Annotated in this window: 11 protein-coding genes, 2 rRNA genes and 1 pseudogene (1 of these 14 running past the window's edge); 3 read left to right on the top strand and 11 right to left on the bottom strand. The window is 52.7% G+C overall.

What is annotated here, in order from left to right; genetic code table 11:
* Positions 1–18: 18 nt before the first annotated feature.
* Positions 19–1,305 (bottom strand): glycosyltransferase family 87 protein, encoded by a 1,287-nt coding sequence (locus HH216_RS05485; RefSeq protein WP_169549882.1) that lies wholly within the window; start codon positions 1,303–1,305, stop codon positions 19–21.
* 140 nt (positions 1,306–1,445) lie between these two features.
* On the opposite strand from HH216_RS05485, the gene HH216_RS05490 reads away from it, so the two are divergent.
* A complete protein-coding gene (locus HH216_RS05490) occupies positions 1,446–1,967 on the top strand; it encodes a D-glycero-alpha-D-manno-heptose-1,7-bisphosphate 7-phosphatase (RefSeq protein WP_169549883.1) in 522 nt (173 codons plus the stop codon).
* A 75-nt stretch (positions 1,968–2,042) separates the two neighbouring features.
* Here the strand turns inward: HH216_RS05490 and HH216_RS26440 are convergent, their stop codons facing one another.
* Together HH216_RS26440 and HH216_RS05495 are read right to left on the bottom strand one after the other, a co-directional pair.
* Positions 2,043–2,171: a hypothetical protein gene (locus tag HH216_RS26440; protein WP_256366353.1), complete on the bottom strand. Its 129-nt coding sequence runs from the start codon at positions 2,169–2,171 to the stop codon at positions 2,043–2,045.
* 114 nt (positions 2,172–2,285) lie between these two features.
* Positions 2,286–3,766: pseudogene (locus HH216_RS05495) on the bottom strand (arginine decarboxylase).
* Positions 3,767–3,993: 227 nt separating this feature from the next.
* On the opposite strand from HH216_RS05495, the gene HH216_RS05500 reads away from it, so the two are divergent.
* Positions 3,994–5,352: a UDP-N-acetylmuramate--L-alanine ligase gene (locus HH216_RS05500; RefSeq protein ID WP_169549884.1), complete on the top strand. Its 1,359-nt coding sequence runs from the start codon at positions 3,994–3,996 to the stop codon at positions 5,350–5,352.
* A gap of 30 nt (positions 5,353–5,382) precedes the next feature.
* Complete coding sequence (locus tag HH216_RS05505) at positions 5,383–5,934, top strand: LOG family protein (protein ID WP_169549885.1); 552 nt, start codon at positions 5,383–5,385, stop codon at positions 5,932–5,934.
* Between the two features lie 86 nt (positions 5,935–6,020).
* Here HH216_RS05505 and HH216_RS05510 read toward each other — a convergent pair whose 3' ends face one another.
* The 8 genes from HH216_RS05510 to HH216_RS05545 all read right to left on the bottom strand — a co-directional run.
* Positions 6,021–8,312 (bottom strand): GH92 family glycosyl hydrolase, encoded by a 2,292-nt coding sequence (locus tag HH216_RS05510; protein WP_169549886.1) that lies wholly within the window; start codon positions 8,310–8,312, stop codon positions 6,021–6,023.
* Positions 8,313–8,347: 35 nt separating this feature from the next.
* Positions 8,348–9,562 (bottom strand): ROK family protein, encoded by a 1,215-nt coding sequence (locus tag HH216_RS05515; RefSeq protein WP_169549887.1) that lies wholly within the window; start codon positions 9,560–9,562, stop codon positions 8,348–8,350.
* 315 nt (positions 9,563–9,877) lie between these two features.
* Positions 9,878–11,212, bottom strand: coding sequence for a vanadium-dependent haloperoxidase (locus tag HH216_RS05520; RefSeq protein WP_169549888.1), 1,335 nt, complete (start codon positions 11,210–11,212; stop codon positions 9,878–9,880).
* Complete coding sequence (locus HH216_RS05525) at positions 11,209–14,565, bottom strand: VCBS repeat-containing protein (protein ID WP_169549889.1); 3,357 nt, start codon at positions 14,563–14,565, stop codon at positions 11,209–11,211. Before HH216_RS05525 ends, HH216_RS05520 begins: the two co-directional genes overlap by 4 nt.
* Before the next feature lie 123 nt (positions 14,566–14,688).
* Complete coding sequence (locus HH216_RS05530; RefSeq protein ID WP_169549890.1) at positions 14,689–16,287, bottom strand: SusD/RagB family nutrient-binding outer membrane lipoprotein; 1,599 nt, start codon at positions 16,285–16,287, stop codon at positions 14,689–14,691.
* Between the two features lie 7 nt (positions 16,288–16,294).
* Positions 16,295–19,405 (bottom strand): SusC/RagA family TonB-linked outer membrane protein, encoded by a 3,111-nt coding sequence (locus tag HH216_RS05535; protein ID WP_169549891.1) that lies wholly within the window; start codon positions 19,403–19,405, stop codon positions 16,295–16,297.
* A 567-nt stretch (positions 19,406–19,972) separates the two neighbouring features.
* Positions 19,973–20,084 (bottom strand): 5S ribosomal RNA (gene rrf, locus HH216_RS05540).
* A 130-nt stretch (positions 20,085–20,214) separates the two neighbouring features.
* Positions 20,215–22,576, bottom strand: a 23S ribosomal RNA gene (locus HH216_RS05545); it runs 471 nt beyond the window's last position.

Genomic DNA, 22,576 nt, shown 5'->3' on the forward strand with positions numbered 1-22,576 from the left:
GTTCAAGACCAGAAGCTATCAGGCAATTACTGGATTTTGCTTTTGACGTGGTTCGGTGACTTCGGTTGCCGGACCACGTTTGTTTGTATCCAGCCGGAGTATCAGCCCGTATAAACCGATCGCCAGATAGCTGAGCAGACTAAATCCCTGCGAATAATCGTACAGAGTTGGCCCGATCGTGTCGAAAATCATTAGTCCGATCAATACGGATACCCAGACCACAACACGCCGAGTTTTGAGTTGACTGGTTACGGTCAACAGTTGGTAGGTGGCTGGTATCGTCAGCACCATCGTTACAAAATGCCCCTCCCAGGTTACCCCCGAGACCAGCAACATCGTCAGATAAACAAGCACGATCACGGACAAAGGCACCACTGCCAGGTGGCGACTAACCCAGGCCCGCCAGAACGTCAGACCGAAAACCAGTAGCTGTGCTGCCAGGCTAATCCTACGGACAATTGGTACGTGCCAGTCGACGATGTTGTACGCGTGGTTGTTGTACGCATTTCCCGCCGACGTCAGCAGCTTACCCAGCATTGATGGCAGGCTAAAGCTGATCGAATCCGTGTAGATTTTTCCGGCTTGCAGAAACGGTAGCAACGTAATCTGCCAGAAGTCGACGTAATCCTGATACCCGCGATTGACACCCCGCATCATCAGTACAGTGGCGAAAATTAGTGCGCTGAAGACAATCGTTTTCAACAGCGTAGGCACCGGTTTACGAATGAAGAACAGCAAAATCAGCAGGGCGGGCATCACTTTCAGCCATGTCGCCATCGTCAGCAGTAGCAAGGCTGTCGTCTGTCGCCCCCGCAGGTAGAGGTACACACCACCCAGGCTAAGCAGCGCGACTAGTTCGTTGATATTGACCCAGATGATGTTATGCCAGAAATACCGAATCGTTGCGACGAACCCCACGGCAAGCGCGGGGGCCAGATTGGCCGATGGAAAATAGTACCGGAGAATGAGGTAGCTGAGACGCAGAAGACCCAACCAGGCCATGAAATTGAAGAACGTAAACACGCCCACCGCAACCGGGAATGGCATCAGCCCCAACAGTTGAAAGACCAGCGGAGCAAAGGGCGGGTACAGAAACTCCTCGGCCCCGCCAATCCGGCTATACAGACCGTTGCCTTCGATAAAATTCACCCCCGCCGACCAGAAGATATAAATGTCGCCGTGCACGTCCTGCGTGTTTGCTTCCTGTACGGCTTTTAAAACGGCAATGATTAGTATACTGACGATCAGTAGTGTTAGTTGAATCGTATGGGTTCGCCAATAGGTCGTCGTGAATAACTGGTTCATTTATAGTTGAGTTAGCGTTATGTACAAACGTATATAATTCAATCATTGCGAAACCATTTTCTCGATTCTATTCATGAAATGGTATGAATCGTTCTATTTTTGCTCGAATGACAGCGCTTACATCACAAAAACCTGCCGGTATGAACAAGTGTATTTTCCTCGACCGCGACGGCGTTCTGAATGAAGACCGCCCCGACTACGTGTATCGGGTCGACGATTTTATCATTCCCGATGGCGTCCCCAGGGCTTTGCAATTGTTTAAGGATGCCGGCTATCTGCTGATTATCATTACCAATCAGGCTGGCATTGCCCGTGGCTTATATACCCGCGACGATGTCATGAACTGTTACGCTTATTTACAGCAACAGTGTGGCAACCTGATCGACGATATTTACTATTGCCCACATCACCCGAAGTTCGATTCCGAATCGCTGATGCGTAAACCCGGTTCGTTGATGATTGAGAAGGCGATGGCCAAGTACAACATTCAGCCAGCTACATCCTGGATGATTGGCGACGCGTTGCGGGACATGCAGGCCGGCCGCCGGGCGGGGGTCCGAACGGTACGCATTGCGCATCCGACTGCAACGGACTTGCTGGACAGCGAACGCTGCGCTACTGACCTGCTCGAAGCGTCGCACTATGTGCTTAGCCAGGGCTAGTTCCAATCGCCAGTACGCAAAAGAGCCCCGTGAATCGACTTATTCACGGGGCTCTTCTATTCAGTATCGTACCGATTAAGCGCGTACCTGATGCACGGAAGCGGGTTTATGTACACTGCCGTAGGCCGGGCAGTTTGACCGCCGGGAGCAGGCTCCCATTGACAGGGCAACCAACGCGGTCGCCACAACAAGTAGTTTTTTCATCGAATAAGTGGTTGCGTTCAGTGTCACACAGATAACGAATTCTGTGCCAGAACCGTATGTGGCCGTGGTGTTGGATTAGTAATCGGCACCAATCCAGCACCACGGCCTTTTTCTTTATTCGTCCACCTTCGCCAGTTCAGCCGCTTCCTCGCGCTCTTCGGCCGCTTCAGTTGCCTCCAGTTCGGTCATTCCCGGCTCGGCTTCGCCGTAGCCCAGGATCTTCAGCATCACCTCGCTGTTTTGCTCCGGTGCGAACAGCCGCGACCGCAGATTGCCGTCCTCATCCATATCCACGATCACGTGTTGCGGAGCCGGAATCAGGCAGTGCTGAATACCGCCGTAACCGCCCAGCGACTCCTGATAAGCCCCGTGTGGAACAGCCCCACATACTGCTCTTCCTCATCCTGGTTAAAGATCGGCAGATACAGGTCGGCGCTGTGGGTTTCAGTGTTGTAGAAATCGTGCGAGTCGCAGGTCAGACCGCCGAGGTTGACTTTCTGGTACGGGTTGTCCCAGTTGTTCACGGCCAGCATGATGTATTTCTGCCCCAGCCCCCACGAGTCGGGTAGCTGCGTGATAAACGAGCCGTCGATCATGTACCACAGCTCCTTGTCGTTCTGAAGCTTCTGATCGATCACGTTGTAAATCACCGCACCGCTTTCACCCACCGTATACGAGCCGAACTCGGTGAAGATGTGCGGCACCGGTACGTTGTTCTTGTTGCAGATCCATTGAATACTCTCCACAATCTGATCGATCATAGCCTGGTAATCGTAGGTAAACTGGAACGAGGTCTGAATCGGCATTCCCCCGCCGATGTCGATCGAATCGAGGTCGGGGCAAATCTTGGCCAGTTCGCAGTATTTGTACATAAACCGGCTCAGTTCACTCCAGTAATACGCGCTGTCTTTGATACCCGTATTGATGAAGAAGTGCAGCATTTTGAGCTTGAACCGTTCGTTGGTCGCGATCTTGGACCGGTACAGTTCGTTGACGTCGCTATAGCGAATACCCAGCCGGGACGTGTAGAACGCGAAGTTCGGCTCCTCGTCCGTCGCGATGCGAATGCCGAAGTTGACCGACTCAGCCGTTACCGAGTTTTCGTAGGCTTCGATCTCCTTCAGGTTGTCAAGCACCGGCACGACGTTGAACCCCTCGTTGATCATCTCACTCAGGTACTGCGTGTACAGCGGCCGTTTGTAACCGTTGGCGATGATGTATGTCTGCTTGTTGATCTTGTTCATCTTGTACAATTCGCGCACAATCTGAATATCATAAGCCGACGACGTTTCGAGGTGAACGTTGTTCTTCAGTACTTCTTCAAGTACAAATTTGAAGTGGGATGACTTGGTGCAGTAGCAGTACGTGTAGTTGCCTTTGTAATTGTACCGCTTCATCGCATTCTTAAACAGCAACTTGGCGTGCTGAATATGCTCAGTGATCTTCGGCAAAAACGTCAGCTTGAGGGGCGTACCATACTGCTTTACAATGTCCATCAGCGGTACATTGTTGAACAACAGCTCGTTGTTCTCGACGTTGAACTCCCGCGTGGGGAATTCAAATGTCTGGTCAATCAGGTCATAGTAAGTTTTCATCCCTACGATCGGCACCGAAAAAGAAGTTATGGTTCTGAAAAAAACAGGCGCGAAAATGGCCGTAAAAATCGGGCTTTACAAACCACAAACACGCCCTTTGAACACAACAGCAGCGGGAAAGTTTTTGATTCAAAAATCGTGTTAAGATTTTGCGGGCGGGCAGCGGTTTCCCCATTCCGGCGGAATGCCCTATTTTTGCCGTCAGTCCCGTTTTTACGTACCCACTAATGCCCCAGTCTATCCATTTCATTGCCATCGGCGGACGTGTCATGCATGACCTTGCCCTGACACTCCAACAGGCCGGCCATACCGTCACCGGCTCCGACGATGTACTCTATGAACCATCGCACACGCGCCTGAGCCAGCACGGTTTGCTACCGGCCGAACTGGGCTGGTTTCCCGACAAGGTTCACGCGAGACTGGATACCGTCATTGTGGGTATGCACACGCAGCCCGACAACCCCGAGCTGCTACGGGCGCAGCAGCTGAACCTGCCTATTTTTTCGCTGCCGGAATACATCTATCAGCACAGCCAGCAGAAGCAGCGGATTGTTATTGCGGGGAGTCACGGCAAAACCACCATTACGGCCATGCTGATGCACGTACTGACGTTTCATCAGCGGGCGTTCGATTACCTGGTCGGTACGCAGCTCAACGGGTTCGACTCGACGGTACGACTGTCGAAAATGGCTCCGCTCATCGTGATCGAAGGCGATGCGTATACATCGTCACCGATTGACATGACGCCTAAGTTTTTGAATTACCAGCCGCATATCGCCCTCATCAGCGGTATCGCCTGGGACCACGTCAGTGTTTATCCGAGCTGGGATTTGTACGTCGATCAGTTCGAGACACTGGCTGAAGCTATGCCCAAAGCCGGTATTCTGATTTTTGATGAAGCTGATAATATGCTTGACATCATCGGGCAGAAAGAGCGTACTGATATTACGAAAGTACCGTATCAGCCGCACCCCAGCGAAATCGTCAACGGGCAAACGTATCTGCTGCCCCGCAAAGGCGGTAAGATACCGGTGCCGGTGTTTGGCGAGCACAACATGAAAAACATTGCGGCTGCGCTAACGGTCTGCGATCGCATTGGTATCACCGACGATCAGTTTTACGCAGCCATCCCAACGTTTAAAGCCGTTACGCGACGACTCGAACAGGTAGCCGAGCGTGCTGGCAAACGGCTGTTCCATGATTTTGCCTACGCCCCGGCTAAAGTTGAAGCGACCACAGAAGCGGTCAAGAAGCAGTTCCCAAAAGATACTTTACTGGCCGTGGCGGAGCTTCACGCAGCCAATCTGCTGCCGGCCTTTCTGGATGAGTACCGGCAGTCGCTGGATCAGGCCGATCTGGCAGCTGTGTTTATCGATCCGTCGACGCTATCGGACGATCAGCCAATGGCTGACGCCGACTCGATCCGCACGGCTTTCGGTCGCCCCGACCTGACGGTATTCACCAGTTCCAGCGAACTGCGTCAGTATCTGCTCGACAACCGCGACAAAGCCACGATCTTTCTGCTGATGAGTGCGGGAACATTCGGCGATTTAAACATGACCGACCTGGCCGACGTGCTGCTTTAGTATCGGCGTTATTCTTTCAAATCAACTGTTATGCATAGTATCGTTGTTTATTGCGCGTCCAGCCCCGGCACCAACCCCGTCTATAAAGACGCGGCTGTCGAACTGGGCGAAAAAATGGCTGGCTACAACGTCCGGCTGATTTACGGCGGGGGCGGTTTCGGCCTGATGGGCACCGTTGCCGACTCGGTTCTCCGCAACGGGGGCGAAGTAACGGGCGTAATTCCCAACTTCCTCGCTGATCTGGAAGTAGCGCACCAGACTCTGACGGAGATTCACTTCGTGGAAACCATGCACGAGCGTAAGTTCAAGATGGTGCAGTTGTCGAAGGGCGTCATTGCGCTGCCCGGCGGCTACGGCACCTACGATGAGCTGTTCGAGATTCTGGCGTGGCGGCAGCTTAAATTGTACGACGGCCCCATCGTGCTGCTCAACATCAACGGCTACTACGATCTGATGCTCCAGCAACTTGACCGGGGTGTTCAGGATGGCTTTATCAAACCCGAAAACCGCGACCTGCTCCTCGTCGCCGACACCGTCGATGAAGGGCTGGCGCTGATCCAGCAGTTCTGGGAAGCGGTATAGCCGATTGGTTATCAATCAGAACAGGCCAAAAAGCATGGGGGATGTGATTTCGAAATCACATCCCCCATGCTTTTTGAAACCACCTTCTACCTCTTCGACACCGAGAACGAATACGGTGCGTCGGCGGGGTTAGTACCGCGCTGGGTATTGGGTTTGTCGGTCATCTGTACGTCGAGCGTAGCGCCTTTCATCAGCTCGCTGTGACTTAGCCAGTTAGGGCTGTATGCCTTTCCGTTCAGCCGGACGTCCTGCACGTAGCGGTTCTGCTCGCCATTGTTAGCCGCGTTGATGGTCAGCGTTTTGCCGTTTTCCAGTTGCAGCGTCACCTTTTTGAACAGCGGGGCACCCAATACGTACTGATCGGTGCCGGGGCAGACTGGGTAAAAACCCATCGACGAGAATACGTACCAAGCTGATGTTTGCCCGTTGTCTTCGTCGCCACAGTAGCCGTCAGGTGTTGGTTGATACAGGCGGTTCATTACCTCACGCAGCCAATATTGCGCTTTCCACGGCTGACCGGCGTAGTTGTAGAGGTAAATCATGTGCTGAATCGGCTGGTTGCCGTGGGCGTAGTTGCCCATATTCATGATCTGCATCTCCCGGATTTCGTGAATCACCGAACCGTAGTACGAATCGTCGAACACGGGCGGCACAACGAATACGGAATCGAGCATTTTGGCAAAACCGGTCCGGCCACCCATCAGGTCGCTCAGGCCCTGCACATCGTGGAAAACCGACCAGGTATAGTGCCAGCTGTTACCCTCCGTGAAGGCGTCGCCCCATTTGAACGGGTTGAACAGCGACTGGAACGTACCGTTTTCGTTTTTACCGCGCATCAGTTTCGTACTAGGGTCGAACAGATTGCGGTAATTCTGGCTGCGTCTGGCAAACAAATCAATCTCGGCCTGCGGACGCTTCAGCTCTTTCGCCAGTTGCCAGATCGTAAAGTCGTCGTAGGCGTATTCGAGCGTACGGGCGGCATTCTCGTTAATCTTGACATCGTACGGAACGTAGCCCAGCTTGTTATAGTAAGCCGCGCCCTTCCGCCCAACCGACGATAGCGGCCCTTCGGTCTGGGTATTTTTCAGGATGGCTTCGTAGAGCGTGTTAATGTCGTAGCCCTGCCGGTTACCTTTCAGGTAGGCATCGGCAATGATTGACGCCGAGTTGGAGCCGACCATGCAGTCGCGGTGGCCGGGGCTGGCCCATTCGGGTAGAAAACCGCTTTCCTTGTAAGCATTTTCCAGCCCCGCCATGATGTGGCTGTTCAGCGTCGGCTGGGTCAGGTTGAAGAGCGGAAAAACGGCCCGGAACGTATCCCAGAAACCATTGTCGGTAAACATGTAGCCCGGCAGCACCTGTCCGTTATAGGGGCTGTAGTGTACGATCTGCTTTTTAGCGTCGATTTCGTAGAACTTACGCGGAAACAGCATTGTCCGGTACAGGCACGAGTAGAATGTCCGGGTCTGATCGGCGGTACCACCCGACACCGCCATGCGCTTCAGTTCGGTGTTCCAGATCGCTTTCGCTTTGCTTTTTACCGTGTCGAACGAGTCGTTGCCGATCTCCTCCAGGTTGCGCTCAGCCTGTTCGGGACTGATAAACGACGACGCTACGCGGGCGTACACCTGCTCGCCCTTGCGTGTCTTGAACCCAACGACAGCCCCAACATGATTGGCCTGCTTCGCCAGTTGCGTCGCCGACAGCGTGTCGCCACTCCAGACAGCGGTGTTGGCAAACGGCCGGTCGAACTGAATGACGAAGTAATTTTTGAAGTTGGCCGGAACACCCCCGCTGTTCTTTGTCGTATAGCCCACAATTCGGTTTTTACCGGGGATGATCTGGATCGATGAGCCCTTGTCGAGGGCGTCGATCACGACAAACGACGAGTCGGTTTCGGGAAACGTAAACCGTAGCGCAGCAGCCCGCTCGGTTGGGCTTATCTCGGTCGTAACGTTATGGTCGGCGAGGTAAACGCTGTAGTAGTACGGCTTGGCGATTTCCGATTTGTGGGAAAACCAGCTGGCCCGGTCGTCTTCTTTGTAGCGCCGTTGGCCGGTAATCGGCATGATCGCGAACTGCCCGTAGTCGTTGATCCAGGGGCTGGGCTGGTGGGTTTGCTTGAAGCCGCGCAGCTTGTCGGCGGTGTAGACGTAGGCCCATCCGTTGCCCATTTTGCCGGTCTGCGGCATCCAGCAGTTCATGCCCCAAGGCAGCGAAATAGAGGGGTAGGTGTTTCCCGTCGACAGGCTGGGTTTTGAATCGGTACCCATCAGCGGATTGACCCACTCGACCGGGTCGTCGACCCGGTCGACGTTTTGTGCCAGCGCACCAGCCGACAGAGCCAGCGTCAGCGCAGCACCAAGAACATACTTCATTCGTTGAGGATTAAGTAAGGAACGCATTAGTAAATTCACGGAATCAGCTCCTGCTCCAGCAGGTTTTGCAGCACATAAGCCTGTGTGCCGTACAGCTTGGCCATACCATCCAGATTCGATTGTACGATGGTCAGGTTGTCGCGGTAGTTGGGCAGGCAGTACTTGGCGATGGCCTGTTCGATAGGCCGGATAATGGCTTTCTCGGCTTTGGCCAGTACCCCATTCACAATAATCAGTTCGGGATTGAACAGGTGAACGGCCGTAGCCAGTCCGCGACCCAGCTCACTACCGATGTCGCTCAGCAGATCAATTGAGAAGACGTCGCCCAAACCCGCCTTGGCAATGATGGTTTCGATGGTCAGGTTGTCCAGGTTCTCCTCGGCCAGCAATGACACAGCTCCGGCTTTCAGACCGGCTTTTGCGCGTTGAATCAGTGCCGACGCCGACGCCAGCGTATCCAGGCAGCCAACCTTTCCGCAGTGGCAGAGTTCGCCCCCCTCGGATTTCATCTGGATATGCCCCAATTCACCGGCGAAGCCACCCCCACCCTGAAAAATAGTCCCATCAACGATAACCCCCAGCCCAACACCCCAGTCGATATTGACCGACATAACATGGTTTTTTCCCTTCGCCAGCCCGAACCGGTGTTCGCCGATAATCATGGCCTGCGAGTCGTTGATGAGGTAGACGGGTGCACCGAAAATCGTCCGAAACAGCTGGCTCATTGACATACCCGGTCCGTTCAGGTTTGGGTACGTGTGGTTGATGCTTCGCTTGGGATCGACCAGGCCAGGCATCGAAACGCCGATACCGATGGTCTGCACATTACGGGCTTCCAGCAGCTGGCTCAGTTGCTCCAGTGGCTCCCGCAGTACCGACAGAAACCCGGGCGACAGATCAAGACCCATCTTAACGTCAAGCTCTTCAACGATCTCGTTGGCCAGATTCATGGCCCGCAGTTGAATGTCGTGTACGGTAATGTCGGCAACGATGTTTATGTAGCGCTCGGGATTGAGGGCGAACAGCGACGGCTTACGGCCAAACTGCGCATTACCAGTGCCGATTCCGCGCACCCAATGCTCGTTACTCAGTTCTTCAATCAGGTTAGTCGTCGACGGGACACTGGTATGCAGAAGGCCCGCTAGCTGCGAGATCGTACGGGATTCCGCCCGGTACAATTCATCGATTAAGCGTCGCTTGAGTTTACTTTTTTTAGTGTCGATGACTGAAAGAACTATATTATCCTGCATGATGATGGATGTATTCGGCTTATCCGTTGCCAGGTGGCAATCGGTGGTTCAGGTTTTATTGATAGAGTATTACGTTGCCCTGCGAACAGGTTTGCTTACGCAGCTATAGTAAGGCAGCAAGTTTACTACCCTACTTGCTTACTATTTTGCTTTGTCTCGCTACGTAACTAGTCAGGTGAGCGCATTGTCCTGAACAGGTTAGATTACAAAACTTGATTTTCGTCATCTTTTCTGCCCGCATCGGCACACCGGTCTGTATAACAGCACGTTCACCACTATATTTTCAATGGCTCGACTGCTTTTCGGCAGTGGTCCTTAACGGCCAGCAGTCAGTATTTTGCGAACACCCGCTTTGCGTAGCCGGTCGATAACAAAGTCGCCGATCGCTTTGCCCTGCACTTGCCCGTTTTCGATCGCATCCCGGTAGTGAATACCGCCGTAAAGCCGCGAAATAGCCGCTTCCGACGCTGCCTGCCGAAACGATGAAAACTTCCGCTCCGGTAAGTCAAAGGTTACTTCGGTATTGTCTACAAAGGCAATGCCATCACCAAGCAGATAAGTCAGCACTTCCGAAACTGCCGTCGAGATTACGCTATGCCCACTCGTATATTCCGGGAAAGGGGGCGTTTGTAACAGCGGTTGCCAGCGCGGGCTGATGTACCGGTTGATGTACGTTTCGGGGCGGATACGGTTGCTGCGGTACTTCTCGTCCCATACGCTGATAAACGCATCCATAAGCGTCATAGCGGCAATCGATTCAACTTCCACCGCCTGATCGAACGGTAGTTTGAGCTGGCTCGTAACCAGATTCGTGATGTTCATCCAATGGCCGCCGGGGCTGATTTTTTTAAAGCCGATCGACATGTGGCCCGACGTATTGACGGCAAACGGGTTGCAGTCCCAGTACGACGCGATAAACCGCTGTTCGGGCGTCAGCGCATTCACAACAGTATGTACCTCTCGTGCCAGCTTGTAGAACTGGCTGGTAGAATCTTTGCTGAATGTGGCTGGAGCAATGGGCTTAAACTGACTGCACGAATCGATCAGCATCGGCCTGATTGTGCGCCAGTTGGGCTCAATCGCTTCGATGTAAGCCGGTGGTGTTGGGTACCAGTGCGCGTCGTCTTTGATGGGTCGGTAGCGCAGCTGCGTACTCAATTTGCTGTACTTGTCGCCAGCCGCCCGCTGCATTACCTGCTTGGCCACCTGCTGCGCCACCTCAACCGACTGCTCAATCTGGATCGGCGTGTAACCGGCTTTCTGCAACGACTCAAGCAGTTTTTTCTGCTCCTCCTCCAGCATATAGCCCGACGGCAGAATCAGTCGGCCCGTTTCCAGAATACAGTACAGCGCGGCAATCTGGTAGTTGTAATGCTCGGGTGTAGTGATCATGATTGGCTTCATCTGCTGCACAAACCGCTGAGCCGTTGCGACCTGATCGGGGTGTTGCTGCGCGACGATTTCATGGGCGCCCAACAGGCAGTAGGTGTAAAATCGACTGGCTGCGGGCGGATTGACAACGTCGTGGATCATCACCATCGTCGTGGCAAACACCGCTGGCTGTAACCGGTGCGCCAGATCAGGCAGTTTGGGCGTTGGCCGGGCCATGCTCACCTGCCAGCACAGCCACAAGACAAGCAATTTCTTCATGGCTTCGTGGTTTTATACAGTTGCAGTGGCTGGTTGAACGATCCGATCAGTACATACGGCTGACCGCCGATGGTTACCGTCATGGCTGATTTTACGTCGCCCTGCACCAACAAACCGGACGCGGGCTGACTGACGTAGGTGAAGCCGCCTTTCCCGTCGCCCGATAGCAGACAGCCGTAATTGGCATCCATACTGCCCAGCTTCAGCCGGTTGTCGGACCGGTTGCCGAGCAGCAGCAGGTCTGTTGTGCCGTTCCGGTCATAATCGCCCGTCAGGGTGCTGGTAACGGGCGCAAATTGTGCCTGAATCGGTAGTTCACCCGGTACGAACGTATTCCCCTGCCGCAGGTAGCAAACCGAACGCGTATTGGTCACGGTGAGCTTGTGGGCTTTGGCCAACTCCTCCGCTGAGAAAATATCCGTTGCCGATGCGTTCGCGTAGTCTTTGTAGTAGGCAAACTTCCGGCGCATGGCGTATATCTGATCGTTCAGCTCGTCGCGGCTGACAAACGGGTACGTCTTGCCCTGAATGTAGTAGCAGAAAAACGGATCGACCGAGCCATTCCCGTCGAAGTCGGCAAACAACAGTTCAGCGGGCTCAGTGGTCGATGCTTTGATCTGCGAATTAAGCCCCAGGTTACCGGCTATGATGTCTTTCTTCCCATCGCCATTTAGATCAGCAACCGTCAGCGACGACCAAAAACCCGTCTCACCCCTGGGCATATACGTTTTCGTCTGATCGACAAACCCACTCTTCGTGTTTTGGTAGACTATGACCGGCATGAACTCGCCACACAGTATCAGGTCGGGCCGGTTGTCGCCGTCCAAATCACTCCACTGAGCATCCGTCACCATCCCAACCGATGCAAACGGTACATCGACCAGACTGAACCGTGCGTTGCCTTTATTTTCGAGCAGATACGACTGCGGTGTTTCGGGGTACCGGCCCGGCACAACCCGCCCACCCACGAACAAATCGAGATCACCGTCGCCATCGTAATCGACCGGCCGTATGCACGACTTGCTGCTCATCGTCATTGCAGGCAGCGTTGCTTTGTTTAGCTTTCCGTGACCATCATTCAGGTACAGTTCGTCCTGTAGCGATGCTGTATTCGCTTCAAACAGGGAATACCCACCCTTTGCAACGTACAAATCATCATAGCCGTCACCGTTGGCGTCGAAGAACGTAGCTGCCGAGATAGCCGATACGGTTTCGTCGCCAATCGTCAGCCCGTCGAGCTTCGTGAACGCCGGTTCCGATTTTTTACCTTTCTGCTGTATCCAGACCGCACCCGGCTTTTTCTGATCACCACTGATGAACAAGTCCTCCAGCCCATCACGGTTGACATCACCTTTGGCAATGACCGGCCCCGTGTGCGAATACATCCAGAGCATAAGCGGCTGCCGTTTGAAGTCATTCTCGACGTAGCCTTCGTGCGTGTGCGGCAGTAGCGAATCAACCGATACGAACACCGGTACAGCGTTAGCGACTGGGTTTGTCTTTACCTTTTTTGCGCCCGCCTGTCTGATTGTCAGCAACTGATTCACCCCTTGCCGCACCAGTACCTGCCGCGACTGATCGGGCCACACCACGGCAATGGAATCGATTGTGGTGGCGGCTCCCAGACCAAAGTGCAGTGTCGTCGGCTGGGTCGACAGGTAGCCCCGCGCCGGGTTCAGCTCCTGATACTGCCTGTTGCCCGCCGTGTAAACAGTAACCTTAGCGCCAATCGTGCCGGCGGAACCATTGTCTGACTCCAGTTTCAGCTGCACATACGCATGTTGCCCCTGCTCACGAGCCATGTTTTGGTAGACCGACGCTGGTTCGTTGATGTTGTTGACGATCAGTTCGAGATCACCGTCGTTGTCCAAATCAGCGTAAACGGCCCCGTTCGAGATCGTCGGCTTCGTAATCCCCCACCCCTGCTGCTGATTTGAGAACGTCAGGTCGTGGTTGTTACGGAACACGTAGTTGGGCAGCTTCGTGGCAGGCATGGCTTTTACCAGATCCATCAGCTGCACCGGTTCGCGATCGATTGCCTTGCGGATTTTGTAGTCGCCCCAATAGCGCAGGAAGTCTTTGTTGGTGTAATCGCGCAGGTACCCGTTGGTGATGAACAGGTCTTTGTAACCATCATTGTCGAAGTCAGCTAACAGGGGTGCCCAGCTCCAGTCGGTATTTGAGACACCCGCCACCTGCGCAATCTCGCTGAACACAGGCAACGACATACCGTTGTTACCAGCTATATTACCATTGTTCAGCTGCAACATATTGCGCATGTACTGCCGTTGCAGGTTCTGTTGCTGCATCAGTTCAAACGACTCGTAGTTCTCCTGCAACTGAAGCAGTTTCTGCCGCCGATTATCTTCCGGTAGCATATCCAGCGATATGATATCAGGCAGGCCGTCGTTGTTTACATCGGCAATATCAACGCCCATCGAGAACTGCGCCATGTGCCGCAACTGCTGCTGCGTGGCGTCCAGAAAGGTGCCGTTCTTCTGGTTTATGTAGATGTAATCGGGTTCGTTGTAATCGTTCGTTACGTAGACGTCGGGCCAACCGTCGAGATTGATATCGGCAATGGCCATGCCCAACCCGAATGTTAGCGGGTACTGGTGAATCCCGGCTTTGGCCGTTACGTCGACAAATTTGCCCTTCTGATTTTCGAACAGCTTGTTTCCCGCTAGCGGATCGGTTTCGTTGTGCAGCCGGGCCAGCTCCATGTTGTCGTACTTCTTGACGTTATGGTTCAGCAACAGCATGTCGAGATCACCGTCGCGGTCGTAGTCGAGGAAGGCGGCCTGTGTGCTGTAGCCGGGATCGTCGAGGCCGTACTCAGCCGCTTTTTCCACGAACTGTGCCGTACCGTCGGCCTTATTACCCTGATTGATGAAGAGTTGATTTCGGCGCAGGGCTTCATCGCCTTTGCCCGAATAACAAACATAGATGTCGGGGCGTCCGTCGTTGTTCACGTCGGCGACGCTCACGCCCGTTTTCCAGCCACCGCTACGGCCACTAAGCCCGGCACCGGCGGCTTTGGTAATGTCGGTAAACGCCAGCTTACCCTGATTCAGGTACAGCTTATTGGCGTTGAGATTGGCCGTAAAGAACAGGTCGATCAGGCCATCGTTGTTGAAGTCGGCAGCGGCAACACCGGCACCGTTGTAGAAATATTCGTACGACAGCACATTCAACTGCTCATTCTCGTCTACGTTGTTCGTAAACGTGATGCCCGTTTTTTCGGACAATAGCGCCTGAAAAAGCGTCGATTGTCCATTGGCAGACAGGCCAGCGAAGCACAGTAGTACGATTGACAGCAATCGGCAAATAGCAGGCTGAATAGCTGTAATCATTTCATTAATAGCGAACTAGGATGGTAAGTATAGCAGGAACGAGTAACGTATTTAAAATAATTCATTGGTCATAAAAAAGGTAAGGCAGCCCGAAAGCCACCTTACCTTTTTCGATAGCACTACTTACTGTTTATCCCAATAAACGCGTGAGATCCAGGTGTCGCCACCTGTCAGGTTACCCAGTGCTGCACGATAACTGTTTGTATTCAACGTGGCTTCGCCGGTTGGATACGGTTGCCGACGCGGAATCTGACCGTTCGAGAAGTTGCCGGTGTAGTTAACCGGCGTCAGTGCCGGATAACCCGACCGCTTCCAGTTGTTCCAGCTTTCCATGAAGTTCATCAACAGGCCCGTCGTTGCCCAGATCTGCTCGTTGATCTGCTTTAGTGCTGTAGAGGCTACCAACGGGTGTGCATCAGCATAGGTCGACGCTGCACTGGCATCTACAGTAACACCGTACCGACTCAACGACTGTACACCGGCAACCAGTCCATTTTTGTAGTGCTGAGCAGCCGTACCACTTACTGCGAAACCACGCGTAGCAGCCTCGGCCAGCAGCAGTTCGGTTTCTGCATACGTCAGGACGAACAGTGGCGCATTACGATTCCGGTACATAGCCGTCGGACGCGAGTAGTTACCAAGTGCAGCTACATCGTTACCTGATCCGGTTGCTCCTGGATAGTTCGGGGCTTTGCTGATATCCGTAGCGCCCCCGTTCAGGTCATAACCATTCGGTAAACCTAGTTGGGCAGATGGCGTCGAGTTCCCGGCAATGTCGGCCGTTTGATTCGTTGCCAGGCCACTGGCAGGGATCTCGGCTACGATACTAAGCCGGGGATCGCTGTTTGCTTTCAGGTAATCGATCATAGTTTTGCTCCAGCGAACCTGGTATATGTCGCCGGGAGTCGTCAGGGCCTGGCCATTGCTGTTACCATAGCCTTTCGAGTTATCAGCCACTACATACGCATCGTCAGCCGTACTGGCGAACACACCACCGGCGGCAGCTTTCTCCGCATATGTTTTTGCCATCGTCGGGTCAGCTTTCGTCATGCGCATAGCCAGCTTCAGCATCAGCGAGTAACCGAACTTTTTCCACTGCGCGATATTACCGCCGTACGCAAACGCATCATTCGTTGGCACATCTCCGCTCGTACTCAGGGCAGCCGTAGCGGCATCAAGCCGGCTCAGTACCGATGCGTAGATGCTCTGCTGTGTGTCATAGGCAGGTGTAGTCGTACCCGCTTTAGCCTGCAACGCCTGGGTGTATGGCACATCGCCGTATACGTCAGAGATGTTAGACACTGTTAGCGCCTGCATGATGACGGCAATGTTATTCAGGTTCGACCGGGAAGCTTGTCCCTTCGTCAGCTGATCCATCTCGTAGGCATAGCTGGCTGCCTGATAGTCCAGGTTCCAGGTACGCTGGAGATAGTCGTTGGTGTTGCTGGAAATAACGTACTTGTCGGCGTTGGTATAATAGTTAACACCACCCGAACTGGTCGACGCCAGCACCTGTACCCAGCCCGCTTGAAACAGAATCGGTCCGTTATAGCCCGAATTGGCGTTAACGTGCGAATATTGAATACTTGGCAGTAACAGGTTTGCATCGAAGCTACCAGCCGTTGCCCGGGTCGGGTCGGTATTTAGTGCATCAAAAGTATCTGTACAGGCAACCTGCAACGCACCGACGAGCAAGGTTGTCGCGATTAAGCGTTTCTTCATTGTCTTCTTATTTAAACTTAATGTTCAGGTTAACACCGTAGTTCCGCGTAGCTGGCAGGTTACCGCCTTCGATACCTGAATAGGTCAGGTTAGATCCAAACGATGCTTCAGGATCAATGTTGGTCGTTTTCTTCATGAAGTAGAATAAGTTCCGGCCAACCAGTGAGATGTTTACAGCCCGAATCAGGGGTACTTTCTCCAGCAGGCGTGTTGGCAGGCTGTAGCCAAATGTCAGCTGACGCATCTTAATGAAGTCGCCATCGACGACACTCACTTTTGTTACGTTGTTAGCCAGCGCCGTGTAGTAATCCTGCGCATTAGCCGCTTTCGTGTTTGCGGCCCCATCAGACGTTACACCCGTCGTGATACCGCCTTCGCGACCGACCAGCGTTGCCTGGTGAAGACCCCGACGGTACGCGTAGTTTTCAGTAGCCGACAGAATCTTGTTGCCATAGTTGTAGTCAACCAGGAACGCCAGGTTGAAGCCACCCAGAATAAATTCGTTATTCAAACCACCATACAAAGTCGGCAGTACCGTACCCATGTTGATCAGATTACCCCGAACAGGAAGACCAGACTGATCAACCACAATCTGACCATTAGACGAGTACTGGTAATCGTATGCCCGAATCTGCGGACCAGCCTGTCCAACAACAAATGCTGTAACTGCATTACCCAGCGTAGCCCGGTTCTGACCCAGGTTAATCGTGTTGTCATTAGCATCGGTGTGCAGTACTTTGTTGTGAACCGACGTCAGGTTAAACGACGTGTTCCAGGTCAGTTTTGAGTTCCGAACGGGTGTACCGTTAATCTGCAACTCTAACCCTCTGTTTTGTACCGAACCCGTTCCAACTACGCCACTTGAATAGCCCGTCGACCAGCTGTAGTTAGCTGGCATAATCTCGTTGTGCGTTTCCTGCGTGTAATAAGCCACATCGAAGCCCAGCCGGTTACCAAAGAACCGCAGTTCAAGGCCCAGTTCCAGTTCGGTTTTTGTGAACGGCTTCAGGAACAGGTTTGGCAACCGGTCAGTGAAGTTACCCGTTGCAACACCATTGATCGAGTTACCAACGCCGTAATAAATACTGGTTCCGTAAGCCGTTGTTGGCTCACCACTCGTCATAGCATACGAAGCCCGCAGTTTACCAAAGCTCAGTTTGGGTACGTTAACCAGATCACTGAAAACAAGCGCACCCGTTACCGACGGCGTAAAGATGGCACGGTTAGCACTTGGTAGCGTTGAGTATGCATCGTAACGACCCGTCGTACTCAACGTAAGGAAGGTTTTGTACGCCAAGTCGACGTTATAATACGCCGAATTGACCTGTGTATTCGCTACATCATACGTCCGGTTGTAGTTCACTACGTTGTTATAGCTATACAGGTAAGGCAACACAAATGGGCTGCCGTTGATACCGATTTTCTCGTAACTATTTTTCCGAATGTTCCCGCCCAATATGGCATTGACCGAGATATCCGACGTAATACTCTTGTTGATACCAAGTAATCCGTCGACGTTTAACTCTGTCCGCTGTGCGTTCGACAACTCATCCAGACCACCCTGTCCTTTGGGGTTCGAACTGATCGAATAGGCCGTTCCCCAGGGAGTAACCTTGAAAATGCGGTCGTTCGAGTTATCATAACCAACCCGTGCCTGCGCGTAGATCCATTCAGCAAACTGGTATTTAGTTGATACCATTGAGATGATCCGCTTACGGTCGACGTTGTTGACAAACTGGTTAGTAACGAAATACGGGTTCGTCACGTAATTGTCGTCACTAAATACAATCTCCCGTCCTGTCGTTGGGTTGAAGCCCGGTGCCAAAATACGCTCATCGATATTGGTGGCCAGCAGCAAACCGTTGTTGGCGTTCATTGGGCCATCACTCAGAATCGGTTTGTTTTTAACGCGCTCGTCGATGTAGTTAGCCAGCACGCTAAAGCTTAATTTCGATGTGATGTTCTGATCAGCCGTCAGATTGATCGTTTTCCGACCTAAACCACTATTGTCGATAATAGCCTGACTTGATAGATTCGACAGCGACAAGCGAAATGAACCATTATCTCCACCTTTCGTCACCGAGACAGTATTGGTGAAGTTGGAACCCATGCGGTAAAAATTCTTGATGTTATTCCGCTGAGCAACGTAGGGATACTGGTTACCGTCAAACTGGATAACGTTCGTACCATCTAACTTAGCACCCCAGCTATACCGGCCTGACTGCTGCGCGGCATCAACCGTGGTCGGTTTCTGTCCATACTGACCCTGTCCATACTGATATTGAAAATCAGTGTAGTTTAACGGCTGGTCAGTCGTCAGGTTCATGTTGTAATCGACTGCGAAATCACCTTTTTTACCTTTCTTGGTCGTTACCAGAATAACGCCGTTTGAGGCCCGCGCACCATAGAGAGCCGATGCCGACTGCCCTTTCAGAACTGTCATCGTTTCAATATCGTCAGGGTTCAGGTTACCAAGACCGTCACCACCATCGGCACCACCCCACTCACCAGCACTACCCCGCTGTGTGTTGTCCATTGGTACGCCGTTGATAACGATCAGCGGAGATCCAGCCGAGTTCATGCTGGGCATACCCCGCATCAGGATTTTAGCTGTTCCACCGGGGCCGCTGTTGGTACCTTTCACGTTCAGACCAGCCACCCGACCAGCCAGTGAGTTACCAATGTTCGTTTCACGCGCTTTCGTGAACTGAGAAGCATCAACTGTCGTCACGGCGTAACCAATCTTACGGGCGTCTTTCGACACACCAAGGGCCGTTACAACAACTTCGTTCAGCGTCGCGTCACCCGGATTAAGCTTAACGTTAATGACCGTTTTACTACCGACGATAATCTCCTCTTTATTGTAGCCGATGTAAGAAAACACCAGTACGTCTTCCGCACTGGTTACGTTAATCCGATAATTACCGTTGGCGTCAGTATTGGTACCCTTACTGGTTCCTTTCACCGTTACTGTCGCGCCAGCTAGTTCGTTTCCCTTCTCGTCCTGCACCTTACCAGTGATAACCTGGTCTGCGGCAAACGATGATACGGTCAGGAACAGTAACGTTCCCAACACAAGCAAAGCCCTTGAAAAGGTCCTTTGTAGCATTAATTTCATAGATTTTAGTTGATTAGTTTTGTGCAAATTCGCTTGAACTTACTAGGAGGACCGAAGACTGCATTATTTGACTTGTTTGCGCGAAGTGTTCTGCATTCTACTAAAAGTCATATTCAACATATCATCGGGTATGCTGTTTCATTTTGCTGGTTGTTAGGTTGATCTACCTATTTTCTACTTCACAGTTGCGTTGAGAAACAGATGATTAACGTACGCGTATTTACTCGACAGCACTACATTATTTTGCTCTCGTAAAATTTAACACAAATATATTCTTCTTTATTAAATTATTTTAGAATTATAACGGCTTTTCAAGAATAACTTTTGTGATCTTATTATCCGTGTTAACAAAAACGCTGTTTGCAAGTAAAACACGGAATTATCCTATAATACAAAACTCGCTCGAAAGCCCACACAAAGCTAATTAGTGAGTTTATAGAGTGTGATATGCATTTAATACTACCTTTCAATTAACAGTGCAGACAGTTTAACCAAGTAACCTGTTCATACTAGTTATAAACGCAACGAGCCGGTCAGCTTTTAGCTAACCGGCTCGGCTAATTCATCAGGTGGCACCTACCTACTCTCCCGCTTGTGACAGCAGTACCATCGGCAGTACGGGGCTTAACGACTCTGTGCGGAATGGATAGAGGTGTTCACCCGCCTTACCAGCACCAACCTGTTGACCCTTTCGAGATTCACCCCATTGGGCAATCTCAATATCGTTTCTTTGATACCAGCAGAGAAAAACGTTTGTAGAACAATTCGTATATCACACACAAACCATAACCAGATTCGGACTGATTAGTCAAACTACGCGTCCGGGGCCATTAGTACGGCTCAGCTCCATGCATCTCTGCACCTCCACCTGCCGCCTATCAACGTCGTCGTCTCCAACGCCCCTTTATACCGGAACATTCATCTCGGGGCCAGTTTCGCACTTAGATGCCTTCAGCGCTTATCTTAACCCAACGTAGCTACTCGGCCGTGCCTGCGGCCAGACAACCGATCCGCCAGCGGTTGGTCCATCCCGGTCCTCTCGTACTAAGGACAGACCCCCTCAATATTCCAACGCCCACCACAGATAGGGACCGAACTGTCTCACGACGTTCTGAACCCAGCTCGCGTGCCACTTTAATCGGCGAACAGCCGAACCCTTGGAACCTTCTCCAGCCCCAGGATGTGACGAGCCGACATCGAGGTGCCAAACCTCCCCGTCGATGTGAGCTCTTGGGGGAGATCAGCCTGTTATCCCCGGCGTACCTTTTATCCTTTGAGCGATAGCCCTTCCATGCGGAACTACCGGATCACTATACCCGACTTTCGTCCCAGATCGGCCTGTGTGCCTCACTGTCAAGCTGGCTTCTGCTATTGCACTCCCCTACCGATTACCGTCCGGTATGAGCCAACCTTGGGAAACCTCCGTTACCCTTTCGGAGGTGACCACCCCAGTCAAACTACCCACCAAACAGGGTCCCCGTCTCCAGGTTAGACCGCCAGTCAGCCAAGGGCGGTATTTCAAGGTTGGATCCACGATGCCTGGCGACACCGCTTCAACTCCTCCCGCCTATCCTACACATGCCTGACCGGCGATCACTGTTAAGCTGTAGTAAAGGTGCACGGGGTCTTTCCGTCCCGTGGCGGGTAAGCGGCATCTTCACCGCTACTACAATTTCACCGAACTCATGGTTGAGACAGTGCCCAGATCGTTACACCATTCGTGCAGGTCGGAACTTACCCGACAAGGAATTTCGCTACCTTAGGACCGTTATAGTTACGGCCGCCGTTTACTGGGGCTTCAGTTCAAACCTTCGCCTTGCGACTAAGCTCCCCCCTTAACCTTCCAGCACCGGGCAGGTGTCAGACCCTATGCGTCAACTTTCATTTTAGCAGAGTCCTGTGTTTTTGGTAAACAGTCGCCTGGGCCTCTTCTCTGCAGCCTCCCATCGCTGAGTAGGCCCCCCTTCTCCCGAAGTTACAGGGTCATCTTGCCGAGTTCCTTAACCATGATTCTTTCGCGCACCTTAGAATATTCTTCCCGGCTACCTGTGTCGGTTTGCGGTACGGGTACCCATACGCTTAACGCTTGTCAACTTTTCTTGGAAGCCCCTTCAGTGATTCGCTTCAGCCGAAGCTTCAGCTCAACGCCCTATTCCGTCAGGACCTACCACCCCCGGCACTCCGTCATCAACAAACCTGCATGAGTAGTACAGGACTATTAACCTGTTCCCCCTCAGGACCCACCCTTCGGCTGCCCCTTAGACCCCGACTAACCCTCCGATGACTGCCATCGCGGAGGAACCCTTAGCCTTTCGGTGTGGAGCGTTCTCGTCTCCATTCTCGTTACTTATGCCTACATTTGCTTTTCTGGACAGTCCACCAACGGCTCACGCCCCAGCTTCGCCCCGACCAGAATGCTCTCCTACCACATCATGCTCTTGCATGAGTCCATCGCTTCGGTGAAATGCTTGATGCCCGTTTATTATCGACGCCCGCCCCGCTCGACCAGTGAGCTGTTACGCACTCTTTAAAGGAATAGCTGCTTCCAAGCTAACCTCCTGGCTGTCTCAGCAGCCGGACCGCCTTTGTTCAACTTAGCATTCACTTGGGGACCTTAGCGGATGGTCTGGGTTGTTCCCCTCTCGGACTTGGACCTTAGCACCCAAGCCCTCACTGCCACGCACCCACCCTGGCATTCGGAGTTCATCAGAAGTTGGTAGGATGTGACTCCCCCGCATCCTGTTGGTCGCTCTACCTCCAGGCTGGTAACACGTAACGCTGTTCCTAAAAACATTTCGGAGAGTACGAGCTATTTCTCAGTTTGATTGGCCTTTCACCCCTACCCGCAGTTCATCCGGAAGCTTTTCAACGCTTATCGGTTCGGTCCTCCACGGTGTGTTACCACCCCTTCAACCTGACCACAGGTAGATCACCAAGTTTCGCGTCTACCCCCACTGACTGCGCGCCCTGTTCAGACTCGCTTTCGCTTCGGCTCCGGATGTCAACATCCTTAACCTCGCCAGGGAAGGTAACTCGTAGGCTCATTATGCAAAAGGCACGCCGTCACCCAACACTGTGGGCTCCGACCGCTTGTAAGCGACTGGTTTCAGGGTCTATTTCACCCGGGTACTCCCCGTGCTTTTCACCGTTCCCTCACGGTACTCTCCACTA

This window comes from Spirosoma rhododendri (genome assembly GCF_012849055.1).
Classification (GTDB): Bacteria; Bacteroidota; Bacteroidia; order Cytophagales; family Spirosomataceae; genus Spirosoma; species Spirosoma rhododendri.